The organism is Chroococcidiopsis sp. CCALA 051, from assembly GCF_003015105.1.
Taxonomy (GTDB): Bacteria; Cyanobacteriota; Cyanobacteriia; order Cyanobacteriales; family Chroococcidiopsidaceae; genus Chroococcidiopsis; species Chroococcidiopsis thermalis.
Map to the genome: position 1 here is coordinate 37,122 of NZ_PYCI01000009.1, position 20,705 is coordinate 57,826.

Here is a 20,705-nt window from a genome sequence, read left to right on the forward strand (position 1 = left end):
AGTTGACGATTGTTGGCTGGTCTTCATAGTCTGGACTGGTGCTTATGCAAGGGAGATAGGCGCTGTACCTAATGTTCAGTGAATAATTCCCCTTCTAGAAAAATGCAGTTAAGCTAAGTAAGACCACCTAAATTAACTCTTTAGGAATTAACTACATGACGGTTGCTCTCGATAAACTAAAGTACGAAATCAAAGATCCTGCTCTAGCAACCTTAGGTAAGCAGCGGATTGAATGGGCTGGGCGCGAGATGCCAGTGTTACGGCAGATCCGCGATCGCTTTGCCCAAGAAAAGCCTTTTGCCGGAATTCGCTTGGTCGCTTGTTGTCATGTCACTACAGAAACAGCACACTTGGCGATCGCCCTCAAAGCTGGTGGTGCAGATGCCGTTTTAATTGCTAGCAACCCCCTGTCTACTCAAGATGATGTAGCAGCTAGCTTAGTTGTAGATCATGGCATTCCTGTCTTTGCCATCAAAGGGGAAGACAACGCCACGTATAACAAACACGTCCAAATCGCTCTCGATCATCGCCCCAACATTATCATCGATGATGGCAGTGACGTAGTTGCAACTTTAATTCAAGAGCGGCAAAACCAAATCGCTGACTTAATCGGTACAACCGAAGAAACCACTACGGGTATCGTTCGCTTGCAAGCGATGTTAAAGGATGGCGTACTGACATTCCCAGCAGTGAATGTAAACGATGCCGATACTAAGCATTTCTTTGATAATCGTTACGGTACGGGTCAATCTACCCTAGATGGGATCGTTCGCGCTACCAATATTCTGCTCGCTGGCAAGACTGTAATTGTTGCTGGTTACGGTTGGTGCGGTAAGGGTACGGCACTACGGGCGCGTGGCATGGGTGCTAATGTCATCGTGACCGAAATCGACCCAATTAAGGCAATTGAAGCAGTAATGGATGGTTTCCGCGTCCTCCCAATGGCAGAAGCTGCACCTCAAGGAGATATCTTCATCACAGTTACAGGTAACAAGCACGTTATTCGTAGCGAACATTTCGACGTGATGAAAGACGGCGCGATCGTTTGTAACTCCGGTCACTTTGATATTGAAATTGACCTCAAGTCTTTAAAATCTAAAGCAGCAGAAGTCAAAAACGTTCGTCCGTTCACCGAACAATACAAACTCAACAGCGGCAAATCAGTTGTCGTCATCGGTGAAGGCAGACTGGTAAACTTGGCAGCAGCAGAAGGACACCCCAGTGCTGTCATGGATATGAGCTTTGCTAACCAAGCTATGGCTTGCGAATATCTGGTGAAAAACAAGGGTAAACTCGCTCCTGGCTTACATTCCATCCCAGTTGAAGTTGACAAAGAAATTGCTCGTTTGAAACTGCAAGCAATGGGTATCAGCGTTGATACTCTCACACCAGAACAAGTTGAATACATCAATTCTTGGACTTCTGGAACATAATTGATTTGAGATTCTCTTAGGGATCTAGGATGTAGGGTGGGCAATGCCCACCCTATTGCATATGTAATGTGATGTGAAACTATCTTGTTCCCCCCTTGTTCAAGGGGGGTTAGGGGGGATCTTCCCATAGTGAAGCACTTGGACGATCCCCTTTCTTGTTCCCCCCTTGTTCAAGGGGGGTTAGGGGGGATCTTCCCATAGTGAAGCACTTGGACGATCCCCCAACCCCCTTAAAAAGGGGGCTATAGATGAGTCGTGCATGGGTTTATCTAGTGTTCTTGTCGAGGCAGTTCAATGACTGAATGGATTGTAAATATCATGACTTCCCTTGGTTATTTGGGAATCGGATTGTTGATGTTTTTAGAAAACCTTTTTCCTCCCATTCCTTCAGAACTGATCATGCCATTGGCGGGTTTTACAGCAGCACAAGGTAAGTTGAATATTGTAGGGGCGATCGCAGCAGGTGTAATAGGAACTGTTGTCGGGGCGCTACCTTGGTACTATGCAGGAAAATTCTTAGGCGAAGAACGATTAAGAGGTTGGGCAGATAAATACGGTAAATGGATAACTATTACTGGTAAAGATATTGACAGATCGAAACATTGGTTTGACAAGCATGGGGTGAAAGCAGTACTTCTATGTCGTATGGTTCCTGGGGTACGCACTTTGATTTCACTTCCCGCCGGAATCGGTGATATGCATGTAGTACCGTTCCTGATCTACTCAACTGTCGGAACGATATTATGGGTAGGACTTTTAACTGCTGCTGGATACATCTTGGGAGATCACTACCAAATAGTAGAGGAATACCTTGCACCTGTTTCTAAAATTGTACTTGCAGCTCTAGTTATTGGTTTAATAATTGTAATTATCAGACGGAGGCAGCGACGGTAAATTATTGTCATTTCGATCGCTTCTTAAGAGGTATGGTGCATTATTAACGCACCATACATATAATTTAAAGAACATCTGATTTGTGCGATCGCTACCTTGAAAACTCGTTCTTATTACTGGCAGCTAATACCATATATCCGTCCCCAGTGGCAAAACCTAGCTAAGGGTGGCGTAGGAATTTTAGGCTTTGTCATCGCTACGTTAGCCTTAATTCATTTAGCTGGAAGATTGACTACACCGTTTGGACAAGGTAATGTCGTTGCGATCGCTCAACTTTCTAGTTTATGCGCTGCCGTTTTTCTCATCAGAGGTATTTCCCAAGCAATTCAAGATATTTATATGGCAAAAGCAGCTTTAAAAGTTGCTTTTTATCTAAGAAAACAAGTTTATAGCCATCTACAAAAACTCAACCTCAGCTATTTTGAAACCGCAAAAGCAGGCGATTTATCTTATCGACTGACTGAGGATATCGATCGCATTGGAGAAGTTGTCAATAAAATTTTTCATGATTTTATTCCTTGTCTTTTGCAGTTAGTGGCAATTCCGATCTATATGCTGTACCTAAATTGGCAGCTAACGATCGCAATTATTTTAGTTATCCCACTTATCGGTATACTCATTGCTTGGTTTGGCGAACGGGTACGCAAGTTTTCGCTCAAAAGTCAGAATCGCATTTCAGATTTATCAGCAATTTTAACTGAAGTTTTTAGTGGTATTCGCATTATTCAAGCTTTTGCAGCCGAAGATAGAGAAATTGCTCGATTCAGTCACGAAGCCGAACGAACTTTACAAGCCAAATATTCTACAGAACGACTCAAAGCGATTCAAATTCCAGTAGTGGGATTTTTACAAGCATTGAGTTTTCTATTTGTCCTCTTATTTGCAGCATGGCAAATTTCTCAAAATAACTTGACTGTAGCCGGATTTTTTAGCTATTTAGCAGCAGCAGTATCGATTATCGATCCGATTAGTCATACGACTAATAATTATAACGAGTTTAAACAAGCAGAAGCTTCTGTCGATCGCGTGTTTGAATTATTGGCAATTCAACCGACAGTAGAAGAAAAGTCAAATGCGATCGCTCTGCCCTTAGTCAGCGGTAAAGTAGAATATCGTCATATCAGTTTTGCCTATAAACTAGGACAACCAATACTAGAAAACTTGAGTTTAATTGCGCACCCAGGCGAAAGAATTGCTTTAGTGGGTGCTTCTGGGGCGGGAAAAACAACTTTAGTTAACTTACTTCCACGCTTCTACGATCCGCAGTCGGGAAAAATCTTAATTGATGAAATTGATGTGCGTGACGTGCAATTGAAAAGTCTGCGACGACAAATAGGGATTGTTCCCCAAGAAACAGTTTTATTTTCAGGTGCGATCGCCGAAAATATTGCTTTTGGACAGGCTAGTTACAATTTAGTAGATGTAGAATCAGCCGCCAAAATTGCCAATGCTCATCAATTTATTATGCAACTTCCTGATGGTTATTATACCCAAGTCGGAGAAAGAGGCGTAAATTTATCGGGAGGACAAAGACAAAGAATTGCGATCGCCCGTGCGGTTTTACTCGATCCGCGTATTCTGATCTTAGATGAAGCTACCTCTGCCTTAGATTCAGAATCGGAAGCTTTAGTACAGGAAGCTTTAGAAAGATTGATGCAGAATCGAACTGTATTTATCATCGCCCATCGTTTAACTACTGTACGTCGTAGCGATCGCATTTTGGTAATGGAAAAGGGACAAATTTTTGAATCAGGTACGCATGAAGAGTTGTTGGCATTAGAAGGACGGTATGCAAGGTTTTATGCTCAACAGTTTAGTTAGATCGAAGAAAATATATTTCTCTTGTCTAAGTCAAGTTTTAACGCAGATATTAGTAATTGCAAGCTTAAGTTAATAAACTCAATTTTCCTAACCTAACAATCTTTTATTACTTATATGCTCTTGCAAGCGACTAATAACTTCAGAAGTTAAACTTTCTTCTGGTTCGACTCATTTTTAACTAACTTCTGACTTCTGACTTCTGACTCCTGACTCCTGTTCAAAGCGTTTCCAAATAACTGAGCAAATCTGCCATTTCCTTCTCGCTAGGCTGAAATTTTGGCATTGGTGGTGTATCCCCACTAATCACCTGATGAATCAGACTGTAACCGGACTTTCGTTTGGAAACTCCTTGCAAGCTAGGCCCAACATTACCTTCTGCTTGAAAGCCATGACAACCAGCACAGTTCATCTGGAAGATCGCGTTACCTTGAACGGAGTCGCCAGGTAAAGATAAAACGCCCTTAATATAAGGATCGGCGGGACTGAGTAGGTAAGCGCCCACAATCGCCATTGCGATCGCCAATAACAGCGCTAGAGCGATCGTCGCGAACCGCTGGAGCGAATTTTGACTGAGGACGTGCTGGTTATCCAAAAGGTTTCACTAAAAGTCAACTTGACAAATCTTTTCTATATCCTACACATAGCTTAAAAGTTCTTGACCTTATCGGCAAGCAAAAAGCGCTAATTTATACCCATTAAATTTTTGTTAAAATCGACTGACATTTAGTCAGCTAAAGACTTCTGACTCAGCCCCCTACATACAACTAAACAGAGGTATGATTAAAGACGTGCAGAAAAACTTAATCTAAGCAAACATATTACTACATCTGACATTCAGGAGATTTGACGTGGTTGAACCCTTACTCGATGGCATGGTACTAGGTCTAATTTTTGTTACCCTGGCAGGGCTGTTTTTCAAAGCTTACGAGCAATTCAAGCGCGGTAAAAAGCTGGGAATTGACTAAGAATATGTAGAGGCGTTAAATATAACGTCTCTATATCTCTTTTGTATAGAAAATTAAAGTTGTGTTGCCATAGATTTTTTGACGACAGATTTCTAAGCCAGAGACGGCTTGCGGTTGCCAAAGTGAGGGATCGTATTCTACAGCGAGTTCTCCCTCTGGGTGCAAGAGATGATAGCGAGCGATCGCCTCTAATATTGGCTGATACAATCCACTGGCATAGGGTGGATCGAAGTAGATGCGATCGAATTGCTGTCCGACTAAAGTTTTCAACCGCTTCAACACGTCACCGCGCAATACTTGAAACTGTTGTTCTGGTTTGGCTATTTTCTGCCAGTTCTGTTGAATAATGGTGCAGGCACGGCTAGATTGTTCGATCCCGACTACATAATTAGCGCCTCTACATAACGCTTCCGCACCCATCGATCCTGTTCCAGCACATAGATCTAACCAGCGACAATCGGTAATTTTTCCCTGCCAAATATTAAATACAGCCTCCCGCACTCTACCACTAGTAGGGCGAGTATCTCTACCTGGGAGGGATTTTAATTGGCGATTACCAGAGATTCTGAGACTCATTGGAAGTGAGTGAGGATTTGGTAATGGGTAATGGGTAATGGGTAATTGTGAATTGAATTAACTCCCGACTATACAAGAACTGTTTCCCTTACCTGCGCCACGAAGTTAGATAAAATTTGCAAACCTGCTGTAGAAGACTTTTCGGGGTGAAATTGGACGGCTACGAGATTATCTTGGGCGATCGCCGCTGTGATGATTTGGCTGCCATGAGTGACTGTAGCGGCGCGAACTTGCGGATTGACGGGATCGACGTAGTAGGAATGAACGAAATAAACCCAAGGATTAGGTTGCAACTTTTGCCATAAGGTGCATTCGGGTTGAGTAAATTGCAGTTGGTTCCAACCCATGTGGGGAATCGTAATTCCTGGTTCGGAAGTAAAGCGGCGGACAGTACCAGCAATAATTCCCAGTCCTGGTTCCTTGCCTTCTTCGCTGCTTTCAAATAAAATTTGCAAACCAAGGCAGATTCCTAAAAAAGGTATCCCACTGGCGATCGCCTGTTTGATGGGTGCTTCCAAACTCCGCGATCGCAAATGTTGCACGGCTGGATCGAATGAGCCAACTCCTGGCAGGACGATCGCATCTGCTTGTAGTATTTCTCTGGCGGAATCCGTAATTTTTGGGGTTGCGCCTGCATTTTCTAGTCCTTTACAGGCAGAGTGCAAGTTTCCCATGTCATAATCTACAACTGCGATCGTTGCCATATTTCATCCTCATTCCGGCACTCTCTTATTTTAGGTCAATACACCTGCTTATACGAATATTGTGTACGGGCGAGTTCACCAAACAACACTGACTGGGATGAAGATTTCGGGTGAACCCACCCCTACAAATGCTTAACTTTCTTACTTACTTCACATGGCAAAAAAGATCTTGCTAACTTCTTTTACAACTTGGTTACCCCATCACACAACGAATTCTTCTGACGATCTATTAGAAAAAATATCTCAACTTAACTATACATTTGCTGTTCTCAACTTTTTGCGCCAGTTACCTGTTAATATTCAACTTGCCAGCAATATAGTGATGGAAAAAGCTGGGGTTTTAGAACCTAATTTAATTATTTGTTGCGGTATGGCAGAACGCCGACAGCATTTGACTATTGAATCTAATGCAACTTGTAGTGGTAGGATTTTACAGACAAATATCGATTTAGAAAAGTTAGTACAGGAAAATGAGAGAGTAAAAATTAGTTACGATGCAGGTAAGTTTGTTTGCGAAGGACTCTATTATTCAGTTTTAGAATGGATTGTTCGTCATCAATTATCAACAAGTTGTATTTTTATCCACGTACCTATCTTGACAGAGCAAAATTTCGATTTAGTTGTGAATGATTTTGAATTCATTTTGCAAAAACTTGGCAACTATTAGATGAAACCAGCATTCAAATATGTCTTGTGGAGTTTTGGAGTAATTAGTTTAGGTATTGTTGGCTATATTAGCTTTACCCTGTGGCAGGTCTTGAGTATCGGTACGGCTTATCAAGCAAAACAATTTTGTTCGGGCGTGTTTGTCTCTCAACGCACTCCAGAATCTATTTTCAATCGAGATGTCTTGGCTGAAATTGCAGGTTTATCAACCTTGGAACAGTCAATTGTTAAGTCAATTCAAGTAAATATCGATCGCCCGCAGCAATCTGTCACTGCAAGTATTTTGGGCTTGGCAAAACACCAAGCGATTTTTCGTCCTGGGCTTGGTTGTACTTTGGTTATCGATCGCTCTGTACAAGAGTTGCGATCGCAGGCTCAGCAACTCAACTTAACTCCACAACAAGATCGACGTTGGTTGACAGAAAAGACAAACCAACTTCCACCTGAAATTAACCAAAAACAACTTACAGCAGCTATGGACTGGATTTTCAGTTCCCAGCATGACTCTAGGGCTGTTGTCATTGTCTACAAAGGCGAGATTGTGGCAGAACGTTATGCCCCAGGTTTTTCGGCGCAAATGCCGTTGTTGGGATGGTCGATGACTAAGAGTGTAATGAATGCACTAGTAGGCATTTTAGTCAAGCAGGGTAAGCTGTCGCTAACCGACAAAAATCTCATGCCAGAGTGGAATCATCCAGGCGATCGCCGCAGCCAAATTACGCTAGATTCGATGCTCCGCATGAGTAGCGGTTTGAAGTTTGATGAGAATGAGGGCAATCCTTTGGGTAATCTAATTCAAATGCTATTCGGTCAGAGTAACGTAGCTGCTTACGCTGCAAGTCAACCTCTGGAAGCCGATCCAGGTAGTAAATGGCAGTATGCCAGCGGTACATCCAACATTCTCTCTCGGATTGTGCGCCGCGCGATCGGCGATCGCGATGCCGATTATCTCACATTTCCCCGTCGCGCTCTATTCAATCCTCTGGGGATGTCTAGTGCAGTTATCGAACCGGATGCATCGGGAACCTTTATCGGTTCTGCTTTCATGTATGCTACGGCAAGGGATTGGGCGCGGTTTGGTTTGCTTTATTTACAAGATGGCATGTGGGAAGGGCAACGCATTCTACCCGAAGGCTGGGTGAAGTACAGTCGCACGCCAACTCCAGCAGCACCCAAGAAAAATTATGGCGCTCATTTTTGGTTAATGAATGTTTCTACACCCTCTGGACACAGCAAAATTATGACCGCTCAAGGATTTCAAGATCAGTACACTGCTATTATTCCTTCACACCAACTCGTTATCGTTCATCTTGGTAGGAATAAAAACAGAACGCGCCAACAATTTATTCCTCGCGTTTTAGCGGCTTTTGCTAATTAATTTGGATGGGTTTACAGGAAATATTTGTTGGAGTCAAAGATGCTTCGTGAAACCGCCTCTACAACTTTTGACTTTTAACTTTTGACTTGCTTATGCTGCCTTTGTTGCCAATTTTCCCCATTGCTCAAACCACTCCCCCACCACAAGAAATCGTACAACCGCGAATTGTGCGTCCTTTAGCTGGCAGTTTGGATGCAGTGCCAGTATTTAATAGTAATAGTCCCGAAAAAATACAGGCAGAAGGAATCTTACTTTCCACTTTTCCGCCTGGTGGGAAAAAATCTAAATCCGCTCATCTGAATTTTCCTTTTAGGGGTAGATTCGATCTGTTTGCTCATCACGTTTTTCAACCGACTACACCGGACGATCTGCGATCGCTCTATTTAGGAGTCATATTACATAACCCTGGCAAGCGATCGGTACGGGTAGATATTTTGCAAGCAGCCAGTTATCTCAGCCAACCGGATGCACCATTTGCAGAATTACCACCTGTAACTGAAAATAACTTGGGTACGATATTTGCAGGACCAGGCGATCGCGTCATGAATGAGATTTTGCGCGGACAGCGACAGTCGAGTTTTCCGCCGCAACTGATTATTCCCCCCGGACAAAGCCAGATGTTAGTTAATCTACCGATTCCAGTACAGGGTTTAGAACCGCCGATTAACGGACGGTCTACATTCATGCGCTTGCGGAGTAGTGGAACGGTATATGCTGCAAGTTTGGCAATGTACGCGCCTACCGATTCTACTGGACAAGAGCGATCGCCTACTCTAGAAGAATGGCAGCAAATCTTAGAGCGTGGGAATTTAGCTGGACCCCGCGATAAAACTCCTACACCACCAGAACAAACGAGCGGTAAAGTTGTTTACGGTCGCGTGGCGGGAGTGGCGCAGGGTTCTCAATGGCGATCGCAATTGGTAGATAGTTCGTCGGGTGCTTCTTCTTTAAGTATCCCGTCGCCAGGTGAAGCTTTTTCCTATGGTTTGAGTATGTTGAACCAAGGGACGTTGGGAACGAGTCAAATTCAAAGTGCGCCAATGCTGATTCGTTACCCAGATACAGCTTATCGCGCCCACGGTAACTATGGGATTCAATATAGTCTGAGTTTGCCACTACAAAACAATAGCGATCGCGATCGAACTGTTACCGTCTCTCTAGAAACACCCCTGAAGGAAGACAAACTCAGTCAAGGCGGGTTGCGTTTCTTTAGTTCGCCAGCCAAGCAGGTATTCTTTCGCGGTACGGTAAGGTTGCGTTATAACGATGACCAAAACTTACCTCGAACGAAATACGTGCATTTAGTCCAGACGAGGGGAAAGCAGGGAGAACCATTAGTAACTTTACAGATGAAACCAGGCGATCGCCGTTTGATACAGTTAGACTTTCTTTATCCGCCAGATGCAACCCCTCCGCAGGTTTTAACGATTGGTACAAAATAGAGACATTACATAATTGTAGAGACGTTACATGTAACGTCTCTACACATGTCACGTACGCAATCGAAATTTGCAATCTTATTTTTTTAAACCAAAACCCGTCTTCTTCTTACTTCCACCTTTGGTTTTAGAACTAGATTTATTCACCTCTACAAAAGCTTCTTCAAATAAGTTGTGTAGATGAATAGGAACGCTAGCAATTTCTGGTAATTCCGGTTCTATCGGTTTATTGTATTCTTGTAATAGCGGTTCTAAGTCGCTGTCAAGTTTGAACTGAGGGCGTTCTAAGACCGTTTGCAATACTTGTTCTAATTGTTTGGGGTATTGTTGTGCTAATTTCTGCCAGATAAAAGTGTTGATAGTGGCATTTTCTAAATAATACTTAACTAATTTTTCCGCACCTTCTTGCGATCGCCAATCCTCAGCTTCTAACAACTCTACGAACTTAGTATACGTAGGTAGAAACATTTGTCCCCAGCGAGGATGAGAAATCGCCGTCACCTGTTCGGCTTTTTTCAGATCTGCTGGTAATTCTACTTTTGGTGCTACCATTTTAGTCTTGCTTTTATCTGCAAGAATCTGAGAAATTGCTTGCGAGTCCGCACCTGCTTCCTTAGCGGCTGCTTCAATTTCCTCATCTCCTACTCCCGCTTCTTCAGCTAGTTCTGACAAACTTTTAGATTCATCAACTCCGGCTGCTTTGAGGCGTTGTTGAGTTAGTATTTCTTGAAATTCAGCGACTTTCTTATTGAGTTGATAACCAGGCATCGTCACTTCTTCATTTCCAAAGAAATCTATAAATTCTTGATGATAGTTAGCCACAGATTGCCAAGCTTCTGCTAATAAATCTGGAGCATCGCTATAAAGATGTTTTCTATGGTTGTCTTTAAAATTACCAATTGCTACGGCAAGTTTGGGTTTTCCCAATTTACCCATCAGCGTGTAAGCACAAGAAAATGTCCAATAATCATCGGTGACGGGTGCGATGCGAGTCAGCAAAATTTCTCCCTCTTTCCACCGAGACATTTCTTGTAATGTTTTCTCGTCGTTTGGCTTCACAGTGTATTGTTTTGCCGTCAGCCAGTTCATCAATTCCAAACCATCGGGAAGAATTTTAGTAATAGTAAATAAACCGATAAAACTCCGCTTCCAACTATTTAGCAATTGGCGATCGCTCTTAGTCAACTCAGGCTGGCTTTCAATAAATAAGTCTATAGGTGTTTTGTCGCCGACCTGTCCTTCAGTAATAAATGTATCGATGACTATTTCTTGCTGAACCGCATCGTAGCGGTCTTTACGCGCATTGGCAGCAGCATAAGCCTCTAAAGCCTCAGCGAGTTCTCCTTCTGCATCGAGGACGAAATCGGTTAAGTCTTGTTTGAGTTGGCGCGATCGCTCTAGGATTGCTTCTACCATGAGGTTTTTTGATTGTATGGCTTTTACTAGGGTAAAGGTTGTATGGCAGTTTGAGGATCTGACTGGTGTGAGATTGACAGGAATTTAAATTGCAGATGCGGTAATGGGTAATGGGTAGTTGGTAGTTGTTTGCTGTTTCCCGTTCTCTATTCTCTGCTCCCAGCTCGTCCCTGCTCCCTGCTCCCTTCCTTTAGTGTTTTGATCATCCAGTGTGACTGAATTTGATAGCCTAGTTTGTGATATAGGTCTAAGGCTAGGGTATTAGATTGAAAGACTTGTAAGCCAATTTGCCGATCGCCTTTTGTTCGCGCCCAATCTTCGAGATATCTCATCAATGCTTTACCGATACCCCGTTGTCTGTATTCTGGTTTGACGTAGAGTAAGAATATATATGTATGGCGATCGCCCTTGACTTGATCTACGGCATTTCCTACCCAGAGACATGCTACTTTTTGGCGGGAGTCGGGAATGGTATTTTGACTTTTGACTTTTAACTTTTGACTTTCCTCCACCCACCATAAGGGTGTATCCTTAGAAAAATATTGCTCGACGGTGCGCGCCAGATGGGCAAAGTTCTGTTGGGGGAAGATTTCTCGGTAACTCTGCTGCATGAATTGGAGCAGCAGCGATCGCTCCGAGCTAGAGCCAGGATAAATTAAGTAGCCTGGTAGTAGCTGTTGAGTCACTTCAAAGTATGTGAGGTGCGATTGTATTTGCGATTGCGATCGTTCTATCTAAGTTAACTTGGGCGTTGTCTGATTGAGGACTGACTTCTTCGGTAGGTGCGGGTGCAGCCATATCAGCCGGGATGAAAATACGGGCGCTGACTGCAACCAAGGCAATTAAGAATACGAGTACGACTAATAATGGAGCGATGTATTGACGAAAGATAGCCATTTTGATTGTTAGTTGTTAGTTGTTGGTTGTTGGTTGAGTGTTGTTACCAATTACCCATTACCTATTACCTATTACCTATTCCATCCTACAACTGTTGCCAGTCTTCTTCATCTAGTCCTGGTCTGGGTAATATATACTTCGAGTTCCAAGGGGCAACGATAGGTAAAAGTAACAGTCCTGGTATGGCAGCAACTATTGTTAGTAAAAAGAAGGTTGCCCAACCTGTTGCTTTGGCAATTTCACCAGCAGGTCCAGCTAAAATATCTCTACTCATTGCCATTAAACTAGAAAATAAGGCAAATTGAGTTGTGGTAAAGCGGCGATCGCACAGACTCATTAAGTAGGCAACAGTTACGACTGTGACTAAGCCAGCACAGAAATTTTCGATGTTAATTGCTATGACTAGTAACGAGCTATTTTTTCCGGCGATCGCTAGGGCATAATAGCCTAAGTTACTCATCAGTTGCAGAATTCCAAATCCCCACAAGGCACGATTTATGCCAATTTTGGTTAAAATTACGCCACCGATTAATACTCCTACAGTTGTGGCTAAAAATCCCATTCCTCCTTGAATTGCGCCAATTGCGCTTTTACTAAAACCTAAATCTACTAAAAATGGATTTGCCATATTTCCCACTAAGGCATCTCCCAACTTATAAAGCAAGATAAATAGTAAAATTAGAATTCCTGCCCCAATTCCTTGACGCTGAAAAAATTCTTGAAAAGGTAAGTAAATTGCCTCTTGTAATGTTTGTGGCGATCGCTCTGTGGCTATTTCCCTAGTTTTTGTTGGTAACAAAAATGATGTAGCTAACCACACTACAATTAAAGCTGCGATTATCCAATAAAATATAGGTAAAGGTAGATAACCCGTACCAACCGCTAAGAGTAGTCCTGCAATTAATCCAATTCCGCCAATTAAAAAGACTATATCTTTAACAGTAGGAGGCGATCGCTCCTCTAAAATATCGTTCTCTGGTTGGGGCGACCAAAAAGTTGTAAATAGTCCAACTCCCATCAAAGCCGCCATTAACAAATAAACAACTTGCCAAGGTAAATAATCAGCTAAAACTAAAGCTAAAAAACTCGTGACTAACAACGCCATCCGATAACCGAGTACCCAAACAGATGCCCCAGTTTCTAATTCTTGTGGCTTCAGAACATCAGTGCGATAAGCATCGCCAACAATATCTTGAGTTGCACTGAAAAAAGAAACAATCAAAGCAGTAATTGCCAATAAATTCAAGACTCGTACATCTTGAGTAGGTTGTTGAAAAGCCAAAGCAGCGATCGCGACAATTAACCCAATTTGAGTTATCGCCAACCACCCCCGCCTACGCCCCAAAAAAGGGGGTACAAATCGATCCAACACAGGCGACCACAAAAACTTTAAAGAATAAGGTAAAGCCACCAAGCTGAACCAGCCAATAACCCCTAAATCGATATTTGACTCCTTCATCCAAATTTGTAAAGTTCGACTCGTTAAAAACAACGGCAAACCCGAAGCAAAACCCAGCAGTAGCAAAGCCGCCATCTTGCGACTTTGAAAAACTTGTAGCAGCGATCGCATTCCCGATCCCCCAAAACTCCCATCAGCTACAACAGCATTAAATCAGCGATCGCTTTTCTGGTGGTTTCTTAATCAAACCTTTAGAATCTCACGCAAAAGACCTTTAGCGATCTTCTTTGCGACTTTGCGACTTTGCGCGACATTAATTTTCTTAAATATCTTGAGCAAACCCCCCCCTACATTACAATCGTCTCTTTTATCTGAGCCGATCGCCGCGCTGCATCTGCCACTTTCAGAGCATATAAACTTTCAGTCGGAGACACGTACAAAGGCGTACCCATATATAAATGGTCTAAAACCATCCCTGTATCTTTAGCAAATAATCCACGTCGAGAACCGACCTCAATTTTTGTTGTTTCCTCTGCTTGAATTAACACGCCATCATCCTTATCAAAAATTAAACCACCTTTATCGGCATGAACCTCAAATTTGCGCTCGTTTTGCCACAAAGTTTCCCCTTTACCATAACTAACTTCGGCAATCGCTCCGCTAGTAAATCGAATTTGTGCAGTACACAAACACACTTGAAAAAATGACTCGGGATCTGTACCCCAATAACGATTTTGACAACTGATAGTCTCAACCGTACCGAACAAATCTGTAAGGCGATGAATTCTCGATAGCGCACCACATAGAGGAAAGCCAAACATCTCTTGATTGTAAGTCCAACGTCGAGGCGCGGGGCGTTGGGGATTCATCGTGCTGTAACGGGCGTAGAACGGGCTACCAACTTGTGGTAAATACTGTTTTAAGGCTTGGTGTAAGCCACCGAGTAACTCAATATGTTCGACGTGCAATAACCGATTTTGAGTTTTAGCTAGAGCAATAATTTCCTCTGCTGCCGCTACATCCAAAGCCAAAGGATATTCTACAACGACGTGCTTGTGGTTCTGTAAAGCAGCTTTGGCGATCGCTCCATGATCTGAGTTAATCGTACAGATAACAACGAGATCTATATCTTCCCGTGCTACCAACTGTTGCCAAGAATCAACCGCTTGGGCTTGATATGTCTGACTAAAAGTTGCTGTCTTTTCAGGAGTATGCCCAGCAATTGCAACGACACGCGATCGCTCGTCTCTTCCAAAAGATTCTGCTCTTAACTTCGCTGCATAGCCAGTACCTACTATTCCGATCTGAATTTGGTCATCGAGCATTGTGAAGATTGTTGTGTGGTAAGGGATAAGAAGAAAAGTTTTGACTTTTGACTTTTGACTTTTGACTTTTGACTTTTGACTTTTGACTTTTGACTTTTGACTTTTGACTTTTAACTTGTTTATGATGTTCCGAAACGGCTAGTAGGTGCTGAAGTTATGCTCTGCTGCCTCAATCCCAACTGCCAAAATCCAGTTAACCCTGACGATCGGCAATATTGCTTTAGTTGTGGCACAAAGCTCGTTCCGAGTTTAGGCGATCGCTTCCGTCCAGTTTACCCCCTAGCTGGTGGTGGCTTTAGTCAAATATTTCTCGCTCAAGATCGAGATGCACGAGAATCTTACGTGGTACAACAATTAGCGTTACCTGGATCTAATAAATACTATTCCGTCTCGAATATTTTTTACTCTCTAGCGAAGAAGTTAGCACAAATTGGCGAAAACGATCGAATTTCTACTTTGTCGGCTTATTTCACCCAAGGAAACTATTTTTATTTAGTTCAACCAGCAATTTCGGGGCAAACCTTAAGACAGGAATTAGTTCAGCAAGGAACATTTAGCGAGCAACAAATTTGGGATGTCTTAGGTCAAATATTGCCATTACTCTATTTCATCCACAAGCGCCAGATCGTTCACGGAAATATCAACTTAGAAAGTATTATTCGCCGTAATAGTGATGACAGGTTGATGTTAATTAACTTCGATCTGACCAAACAGCTATTTCATCCAAACAATTTACATCCAAACAACTCATTTGATGATGACTGGGCATTACAAACAAATCTCGATTTCTACGATTTAAGTGTAGCTTGTCTGCATTTATTATCTGGACATCCCTATTTTTCTTGGCTTCAAGGCGATCGCAACTGGAGTACGAATTGGCAACGTCACCCGTTATTACAAGCAGTTAGTCAGGAACTCGCGCAGGCGATCGATCGGTTACTACAAAAAAAACCTCAGCAAAACTATCTTGCAGTAGCGCGATCGCCTCAGCCGATTGTACCTGCACTGACAACCCCGTTAACCGCAGTAGAAACCGCAGCTTTAGTATCCCCGCAGGCAAACACTTCAGCCACATCGCCTCAACCCACAGTTATAACTCCATCAGCAAAACCATCTAAACGGAGTCGGCTTTTAGGTGGCTGCTTTCTACTATTGCTGGCGCTAGTAGCATATTTGTATTACTGGCAACAACAGCAAGTCAATACCATAACAGGGCATACAGATGAAGTGAATAGTGTTGCCTTTACTCCTGACGGTAAAAAGTTTGCTACTGGTAGCGACGATCGCACTGTCAAAATTTGGGATGCAAATAGCCGACGAGAAATTCGCTCGCTTGAGGAACATTTAGACTGGGTTTATTCGGTGGCGATTGGTAATGACAATCAAACCCTTGTCAGTGGCAGTAAAGATAATACAGTAAAAGTTTGGAATCTCAACACTGGGCGAGAAATCAAAACTCTACGCGGGCATAAAAGCTATGTCAATTACGTTGCCATTAGCCCAGACGGACAAAAAATTGCCAGTGCCAGTTATGACAAGACGGCTAAAATTTGGGATCTGAAGACAGGGAAAAATATCACCCTTACAGGGCATACAGCGGAAGTTCTCACCGTTGCCATCAGCCCCGACGGACAGAAGCTAGTCACTGGAAGCGGCGATAAGACTATGAAAATTTGGGATTTAAACCATAATCCAGTCAAAGAATTGCGTACCCTCAGAGGACACAAAGGTGCGGTTTGGTCTGTTGCCATTAGTCCAGATAGCCAGCAACTTTATAGCGTCAGTGACGGCACGGCGATCGCAGTTTGGAATCTCAACACTGGTAGAGCAATTCGGACGATCGCAGGTCATACTGCCGATATCAATCTCGTTGCGGTGAGTCCAGATGGGCAAACAATCGCTACATGTAGCGACGATCGGACAATAAAGCTGTGGAACATCATTTCAGGCGCAGAACTCGCCACGTTTAAAGGGCATACAGCAGCAGTTTGGGCTGTGGCATTCAGCCCCGATGGACGCAAGTTGGTAAGTACGAGTGAGGACAAAACAGTTAAGGTGTGGCGCGTACCGCGATGACAATTCGGAATTCGGAATTCGGAATTGAAGATGCTTGGTTACTGGTGGTTGACAGTTCTTGCACCTGAAGCACCTGAAGCCCCTGTGCTCCCTACTCCCTGCTCCCTTGCCCTCGTCCTTGACAGCTCGTCATTTGACAAGGAGTACACTTTTTTTAGTATATTTTCAGTATATTTTGGGTATTTCTACCCTAGAAATAACTAGCCAGGGAAGATAAACCAAAGGAGAAGAAACTTTCCTCAATTTTCTTGATACAAGTGATAGAGATTCTCAATTAGCTTGCAACAATGTTTGAATGACTTTATACTCTCTTGTGAGGCAATTCTTGTTTTTCAGACTTCCACTCAAGCGCAAACCTACCTAATTACATTCTGAAATATAGATCTTACGCTCGTCAATAATGCCATTTAACATACCTGAATTTGGAAATCTACACCTGGTAACTGCTTATGTCATCTCTCTCGCCGATGATTACTATAGCTGAGAATTTATCTCAGCAAACGTTCAAGCGTCATGACTCAATTCCCCTAAAATCGGAGATGCTATTGCATATCGAGCGGGGAGTTGTTCGCACTGTCACTTGGAGTGAGGAGGGAACAGTAATGACATTGGGGTATTGGGGTACAGGTGATGTCATCGGTCAGCCTTTGTCGAATATCCAACCTTATCAAGTTGAGTGCATTACGAGTGTAGAAGTCAGTTACGTTCCCTCGTACCAACGAGAATGGGTATTGACGGCAATTTGCCATCACGTACAACAAGCAGAGGAACTACTAAGTATTATTCGCCAAACCAACGCCCGCGATCGCCTGCTACAAATGCTACTGTGGTTAGCGCGTAAGTTTGCCCGTCCTGTGGAACGCGGACGGCTAATTGACCTACGCCTGACTCATCAAGAGATCGCAGAATTTATTGGTATGACTCGCGTATCCGTGACGCGCCTGCTATCTCAGCTCGAACAAGAAGGTATCATCGATCGCCCCCGCCGCCATTTCATTGTCTTATTAGATCGTCAAACTAAATTTGCCTGATCTATAACGATTTATGATTAGCTTATGGTGGGCATTGCCCACCATATTAACCTCTACTTTTCAACAACAGTTCTGATAAAATCAAGGCAATATTCCAAGCATCATCCCCACCGCGATGATGCGTGCCTTCGAGGGGAAAATTGAGTTTTTCTAATGCTTCTGCCATGCCGATTTCATTGGGTAGAGCATGAATAACTGCAAATAGAGTTTTGACGTTGATATGTCTGGAACCAAAAGGATAATTTATCTTTTTGGACTGGCATTGTTTTTCAAATTGTCTTCTATCATAATCTCCAAAGCTTGCCCAAATTCGCTGTTGCGATTGATATTTGTTTTTCAGAATCGTGCAGGCTTCTTTTAAGGAAATACCTCGTTCTACTTGGGCTTGGGTTAGAGTGGTAAGTTGGGTACAAAATTCGCTGACTTGAGATTTTTCGGGTTTAACTAAAATACTTTCTTTTTCTAGTCTTTTTCCTGAAGCTACATCAACTGTACAAATTCCAATTTCGATAATTTCGCTTTCTTGTCCGATTGGTGGTTTGTCTTGCCAGCAAGTAGATTCGATGTCGATGACTATAATTCGATCTGTTTTTTTCGGCACTGATTTATACTCATTAGGGTTAAAGATCGTTTTTGTTTCGCGCAAAGTCGCAAAGTCGCCAAGAAGAAGGCAAAAAAATATTAGGGTAGGGAAGGATGAGATTTATCTTCGCATTGTCTAGAGCTGAAACCTATGGTTTGAAATACTTGCTGTTCTGCTTCTGGAGGTAAACTAGCTGCTGCTTTTCGATCTTCGGCTGCACCTTTTTTGTCACCAATGCGATCGCGTGCCATAGCTCTTTTAGCATATGTTGTAGCAGCTGATTCTGGATCGAGTTGAATGGCTTTTGTATAATCAGCGATCGCACCTCGATAATCTCCTATCGCAAAAAGCGCCTCGGCTCTACCGTAATAATTAAATGCAGAGGAAATCGTTCCATTACCAAATGTAATTGCTTGCGTATAATCGGCGATCGCACCCTGCTTGTCTCCCGACTTGTATCTCAACCAAGCGCGACTGCTATATGCTGAAAGCTCGCAAGGATCTAACTGAATAATTTGAGAATAGTCCTCAATTGCTCCCTGGCGATCGCCAATTTTCAAACGCGCAGCAGCTCTGTTCGTATATGCAGCTTTGTCATTCGGCTTCATCTTAAGTGCTTGAGTATAATCTTCTATAACTGCTCGATAATCTCCGGCTGCTTCATGAATCTGAGCTTGATACGTATAAGTACCAGCTGCATCGGGATGAACGTTATCGGGATGAGTTAATTTAAGCCGCCTGACTTGGCTGAGATCGGCAACTGCTCCTTGAAAATCCTTCATGTTTTGACGTGTTAATGCCCTATAAAAGTAGAGCATGGCATCATTAGGATTGAGGCGAATTGCTTGCGTGTAGTCTTCAATTGCTCCTTGAAAATCTCCTCTTCCTTCGCGGTTAAGAGCGCGATAGCGATATGTGTCGGCGTTATTCGGTTGAACTTTAGCAGCCTGTACTTCATCGGCTAAAGCTCCTTGTGGATCTCCTAGAGCAGATCGGAGTCTAGCCCGTTGTAGATATGATAAGGCATCTGTTGGATTCAGTTGTAAGACGCGATCGAAATCTGCTAACGCTCCCTTTTTATCCTGTAGTTCGCTCTCGCGGAGATTAGCTCTGCTGAAATAAGCTGCAACATGATTGGGATTGAGTCGAATTGCTTGGTTAAAATCTTCAATTGCTTGTTCCACTTCACCACTATTGCTGAGAATCTCGCCTCGCTCGTAGTACGCATCAGCATAATCGGGTTTGAGTTGAATTGCTTGAGTTAAATCTTGAATTGCTCCTTCACTATCGGAATTCTCATACTCACCATCTTCATCTGGTTGATAACGAGTTAATGCTCTTTGATAATAAGCTTCAGGATATTGAGGTTTGAGTCGAATCGCTTCCGTAAAGTCAGCGATCGCTCTTTCATCATCTCCCTGCTTAGCCTTTACCAAACCTCGTTGGTAAAAAGTTTCAGCGTCCATAGAAACAGGTTTTTTAGAGTTTTTAGAAACCGATCGAGCAATATTGAGATAAGTTTTAGCAGCAGTATTCTCTTGAGTAGAAGGTAATGGAGCGTTACTCATGGGTAATATTTGCCCAAAAGCGATCGTGGCTATTCCCACAGAGGCGATCGCGTTGAATACTAGAGTCATTACCTAAATACAAAGTATAAATAATTACTTAGAGTATTATGCCATATGTTTAGTTAGAAACTGCGAGAGGAGATATTAATGACAGTTGATAGCAGCCATACCCAAGAAACTTCTTTCTACATCGCCGTGGTTTTATTTGAATCATCAAGCGCGACAAACGATCGACCTTTGTACGAGGAATGTTTTATACTTATCCAAGCGAATTCTTTAGAGGAAGCTAGAGAAAAGGCTTTGCTTTACAGCCGCCAACAAGAATGCAGCTATCAGAATCAGTACAATGACACTATCACTTGGACTTGCAAGCAGATAATTGATGTAAATTCAGTTTTGTACGATGATTTTAGCAACGTTACAGAAATCTATGCCCGACATTTTCGGAATTACGAAGCATATTGTCAATTCGAGCCGTTATTATCAGGCGAAGAACTTTAATTTCTTGCTTGTAGAAACGTTATATCCTCTGTA

The 20,705-nt window shown here is 42.9% G+C and carries 20 protein-coding genes; 10 read left to right on the plus strand and 10 right to left on the minus strand.

The genetic code is table 11. The features are described from left to right. Window positions 1–155: 155 nt before the first annotated feature. The 3 genes from ahcY to C7Y66_RS03510 all read left to right on the plus strand — a co-directional run bounded on the left by ahcY (window position 156) and on the right by C7Y66_RS03510 (window position 4,148). Window positions 156–1,433 (plus strand): adenosylhomocysteinase, encoded by a 1,278-nt coding sequence (ahcY, locus tag C7Y66_RS03500; RefSeq protein WP_106544485.1) that lies wholly within the window; start codon window positions 156–158, stop codon window positions 1,431–1,433. 294 nt (window positions 1,434–1,727) lie between these two features. Beyond that, window positions 1,728–2,327: a DedA family protein gene (locus tag C7Y66_RS03505; protein WP_106544486.1), complete on the plus strand. Its 600-nt coding sequence runs from the start codon at window positions 1,728–1,730 to the stop codon at window positions 2,325–2,327. 96 nt (window positions 2,328–2,423) lie between these two features. Further along, a complete protein-coding gene (locus C7Y66_RS03510; protein ID WP_106544487.1) occupies window positions 2,424–4,148 on the plus strand; it encodes an ABC transporter ATP-binding protein in 1,725 nt (574 codons plus the stop codon). 217 nt (window positions 4,149–4,365) lie between these two features. On the opposite strand, the gene C7Y66_RS03515 is transcribed toward C7Y66_RS03510, so the two are convergent. Further along, window positions 4,366–4,740: a cytochrome c gene (locus C7Y66_RS03515; RefSeq protein ID WP_039714024.1), complete on the minus strand. Its 375-nt coding sequence runs from the start codon at window positions 4,738–4,740 to the stop codon at window positions 4,366–4,368. Between the two features lie 256 nt (window positions 4,741–4,996). Between C7Y66_RS03515 and petG the strand changes: the two genes are divergently transcribed. Continuing rightward, window positions 4,997–5,113 carry a cytochrome b6-f complex subunit V gene (gene petG, locus C7Y66_RS03520; protein ID WP_015154651.1) on the plus strand — a complete coding sequence of 39 codons (117 nt, stop codon included), beginning with the start codon at window positions 4,997–4,999 and terminating at the stop codon, window positions 5,111–5,113. 30 nt (window positions 5,114–5,143) lie between these two features. Here the strand turns inward: petG and rsmD are convergent, their stop codons facing one another. Both rsmD and hisH read right to left on the minus strand, forming a co-directional pair. Further along, entirely contained in the window at window positions 5,144–5,689 is a 546-nt protein-coding gene (gene rsmD / locus C7Y66_RS03525) for a 16S rRNA (guanine(966)-N(2))-methyltransferase RsmD (RefSeq protein WP_106544488.1), read from the minus strand. A gap of 68 nt (window positions 5,690–5,757) precedes the next feature. Beyond that, entirely contained in the window at window positions 5,758–6,393 is a 636-nt protein-coding gene (gene hisH, locus C7Y66_RS03530) for an imidazole glycerol phosphate synthase subunit HisH (RefSeq protein ID WP_106544489.1), read from the minus strand. A 154-nt stretch (window positions 6,394–6,547) separates the two neighbouring features. Between hisH and C7Y66_RS03535 the strand changes: the two genes are divergently transcribed. The 3 genes from C7Y66_RS03535 to C7Y66_RS03545 all read left to right on the plus strand — a co-directional run bounded on the left by C7Y66_RS03535 (window position 6,548) and on the right by C7Y66_RS03545 (window position 9,879). Continuing rightward, complete coding sequence (locus C7Y66_RS03535) at window positions 6,548–7,060, plus strand: peptidase C15 (protein ID WP_106544490.1); 513 nt, start codon at window positions 6,548–6,550, stop codon at window positions 7,058–7,060. Beyond that, on the plus strand, window positions 7,061–8,437 hold the full coding sequence (locus C7Y66_RS03540) for a serine hydrolase (protein WP_106544491.1): 1,377 nt from the start codon (window positions 7,061–7,063) through the stop codon (window positions 8,435–8,437). A gap of 92 nt (window positions 8,438–8,529) precedes the next feature. Continuing rightward, window positions 8,530–9,879 carry a DUF3370 domain-containing protein gene (locus tag C7Y66_RS03545; RefSeq protein ID WP_106544492.1) on the plus strand — a complete coding sequence of 450 codons (1,350 nt, stop codon included), beginning with the start codon at window positions 8,530–8,532 and terminating at the stop codon, window positions 9,877–9,879. 75 nt (window positions 9,880–9,954) lie between these two features. Here the strand turns inward: C7Y66_RS03545 and C7Y66_RS03550 are convergent, their stop codons facing one another. The 5 genes from C7Y66_RS03550 to C7Y66_RS03570 all read right to left on the minus strand — a co-directional run bounded on the left by C7Y66_RS03550 (window position 9,955) and on the right by C7Y66_RS03570 (window position 14,913). Beyond that, on the minus strand, window positions 9,955–11,292 hold the full coding sequence (locus tag C7Y66_RS03550; RefSeq protein ID WP_106544493.1) for a hypothetical protein: 1,338 nt from the start codon (window positions 11,290–11,292) through the stop codon (window positions 9,955–9,957). Window positions 11,293–11,438: 146 nt separating this feature from the next. Continuing rightward, entirely contained in the window at window positions 11,439–11,978 is a 540-nt protein-coding gene (locus C7Y66_RS03555) for an N-acetyltransferase (protein WP_106544494.1), read from the minus strand. A 1-nt stretch (window position 11,979) separates the two neighbouring features. Further along, a complete protein-coding gene (locus C7Y66_RS03560; RefSeq protein ID WP_106544495.1) occupies window positions 11,980–12,189 on the minus strand; it encodes a hypothetical protein in 210 nt (69 codons plus the stop codon). 85 nt (window positions 12,190–12,274) lie between these two features. Then, the gene (locus C7Y66_RS03565; RefSeq protein ID WP_106544496.1) at window positions 12,275–13,759 is read right to left on the minus strand and encodes an AmpG family muropeptide MFS transporter; all 1,485 of its coding nucleotides are present in this window, start codon (window positions 13,757–13,759) and stop codon (window positions 12,275–12,277) included. A gap of 176 nt (window positions 13,760–13,935) precedes the next feature. Beyond that, on the minus strand, window positions 13,936–14,913 hold the full coding sequence (locus C7Y66_RS03570) for a Gfo/Idh/MocA family protein (protein ID WP_106544497.1): 978 nt from the start codon (window positions 14,911–14,913) through the stop codon (window positions 13,936–13,938). A 156-nt stretch (window positions 14,914–15,069) separates the two neighbouring features. On the opposite strand from C7Y66_RS03570, the gene C7Y66_RS03575 reads away from it, so the two are divergent. Continuing rightward, on the plus strand, window positions 15,070–16,989 hold the full coding sequence (locus tag C7Y66_RS03575; protein ID WP_106544498.1) for a 4-Cys prefix domain-containing protein: 1,920 nt from the start codon (window positions 15,070–15,072) through the stop codon (window positions 16,987–16,989). A gap of 449 nt (window positions 16,990–17,438) precedes the next feature. Next, window positions 17,439–18,020 carry a Crp/Fnr family transcriptional regulator gene (locus C7Y66_RS03580; RefSeq protein ID WP_106544499.1) on the plus strand — a complete coding sequence of 194 codons (582 nt, stop codon included), beginning with the start codon at window positions 17,439–17,441 and terminating at the stop codon, window positions 18,018–18,020. Window positions 18,021–18,066: 46 nt separating this feature from the next. Here C7Y66_RS03580 and C7Y66_RS03585 read toward each other — a convergent pair whose 3' ends face one another. Both C7Y66_RS03585 and C7Y66_RS03590 read right to left on the minus strand, forming a co-directional pair. Next, entirely contained in the window at window positions 18,067–18,621 is a 555-nt protein-coding gene (locus C7Y66_RS03585) for a 3'-5' exonuclease (RefSeq protein WP_106544500.1), read from the minus strand. Window positions 18,622–18,701: 80 nt separating this feature from the next. After that, window positions 18,702–20,240 (minus strand): tetratricopeptide repeat protein, encoded by a 1,539-nt coding sequence (locus C7Y66_RS03590; protein ID WP_106544501.1) that lies wholly within the window; start codon window positions 20,238–20,240, stop codon window positions 18,702–18,704. Between the two features lie 78 nt (window positions 20,241–20,318). On the opposite strand from C7Y66_RS03590, the gene C7Y66_RS03595 reads away from it, so the two are divergent. Beyond that, a complete protein-coding gene (locus C7Y66_RS03595) occupies window positions 20,319–20,672 on the plus strand; it encodes a DUF4288 domain-containing protein (RefSeq protein ID WP_106169082.1) in 354 nt (117 codons plus the stop codon). Window positions 20,673–20,705 lie beyond the last annotated feature (33 nt).

What these genes read in the sequence shown, in the direction of transcription:
- C7Y66_RS03550 (WP_106544493.1), bottom strand. Translation starts at nt 11,292, where the DNA reads ATGGTAGAAGCAATCCTAGAGCGATCGCGCCAACTCAAACAAGACTTA.
- C7Y66_RS03560 (WP_106544495.1), bottom strand. Translation starts at nt 12,189, where the DNA reads ATGGCTATCTTTCGTCAATACATCGCTCCATTATTAGTCGTACTCGTA.
- C7Y66_RS03565 (WP_106544496.1), bottom strand. Translation starts at nt 13,759, where the DNA reads ATGCGATCGCTGCTACAAGTTTTTCAAAGTCGCAAGATGGCGGCTTTG.
- C7Y66_RS03590 (WP_106544501.1), bottom strand. Translation starts at nt 20,240, where the DNA reads ATGACTCTAGTATTCAACGCGATCGCCTCTGTGGGAATAGCCACGATC.
- ahcY (WP_106544485.1), top strand. Translation starts at nt 156, where the DNA reads ATGACGGTTGCTCTCGATAAACTAAAGTACGAAATCAAAGATCCTGCT.
- C7Y66_RS03535 (WP_106544490.1), top strand. Translation starts at nt 6,548, where the DNA reads ATGGCAAAAAAGATCTTGCTAACTTCTTTTACAACTTGGTTACCCCAT.
- C7Y66_RS03595 (WP_106169082.1), top strand. Translation starts at nt 20,319, where the DNA reads ATGACAGTTGATAGCAGCCATACCCAAGAAACTTCTTTCTACATCGCC.
- C7Y66_RS03545 (WP_106544492.1), top strand. Translation starts at nt 8,530, where the DNA reads ATGCTGCCTTTGTTGCCAATTTTCCCCATTGCTCAAACCACTCCCCCA.
- C7Y66_RS03540 (WP_106544491.1), top strand. Translation starts at nt 7,061, where the DNA reads ATGAAACCAGCATTCAAATATGTCTTGTGGAGTTTTGGAGTAATTAGT.
- C7Y66_RS03575 (WP_106544498.1), top strand. Translation starts at nt 15,070, where the DNA reads ATGCTCTGCTGCCTCAATCCCAACTGCCAAAATCCAGTTAACCCTGAC.
- hisH (WP_106544489.1), bottom strand. Translation starts at nt 6,393, where the DNA reads ATGGCAACGATCGCAGTTGTAGATTATGACATGGGAAACTTGCACTCT.
- rsmD (WP_106544488.1), bottom strand. Translation starts at nt 5,689, where the DNA reads ATGAGTCTCAGAATCTCTGGTAATCGCCAATTAAAATCCCTCCCAGGT.
- C7Y66_RS03580 (WP_106544499.1), top strand. Translation starts at nt 17,439, where the DNA reads ATGTCATCTCTCTCGCCGATGATTACTATAGCTGAGAATTTATCTCAG.
- C7Y66_RS03570 (WP_106544497.1), bottom strand. Translation starts at nt 14,913, where the DNA reads ATGCTCGATGACCAAATTCAGATCGGAATAGTAGGTACTGGCTATGCA.
- C7Y66_RS03505 (WP_106544486.1), top strand. Translation starts at nt 1,728, where the DNA reads ATGACTGAATGGATTGTAAATATCATGACTTCCCTTGGTTATTTGGGA.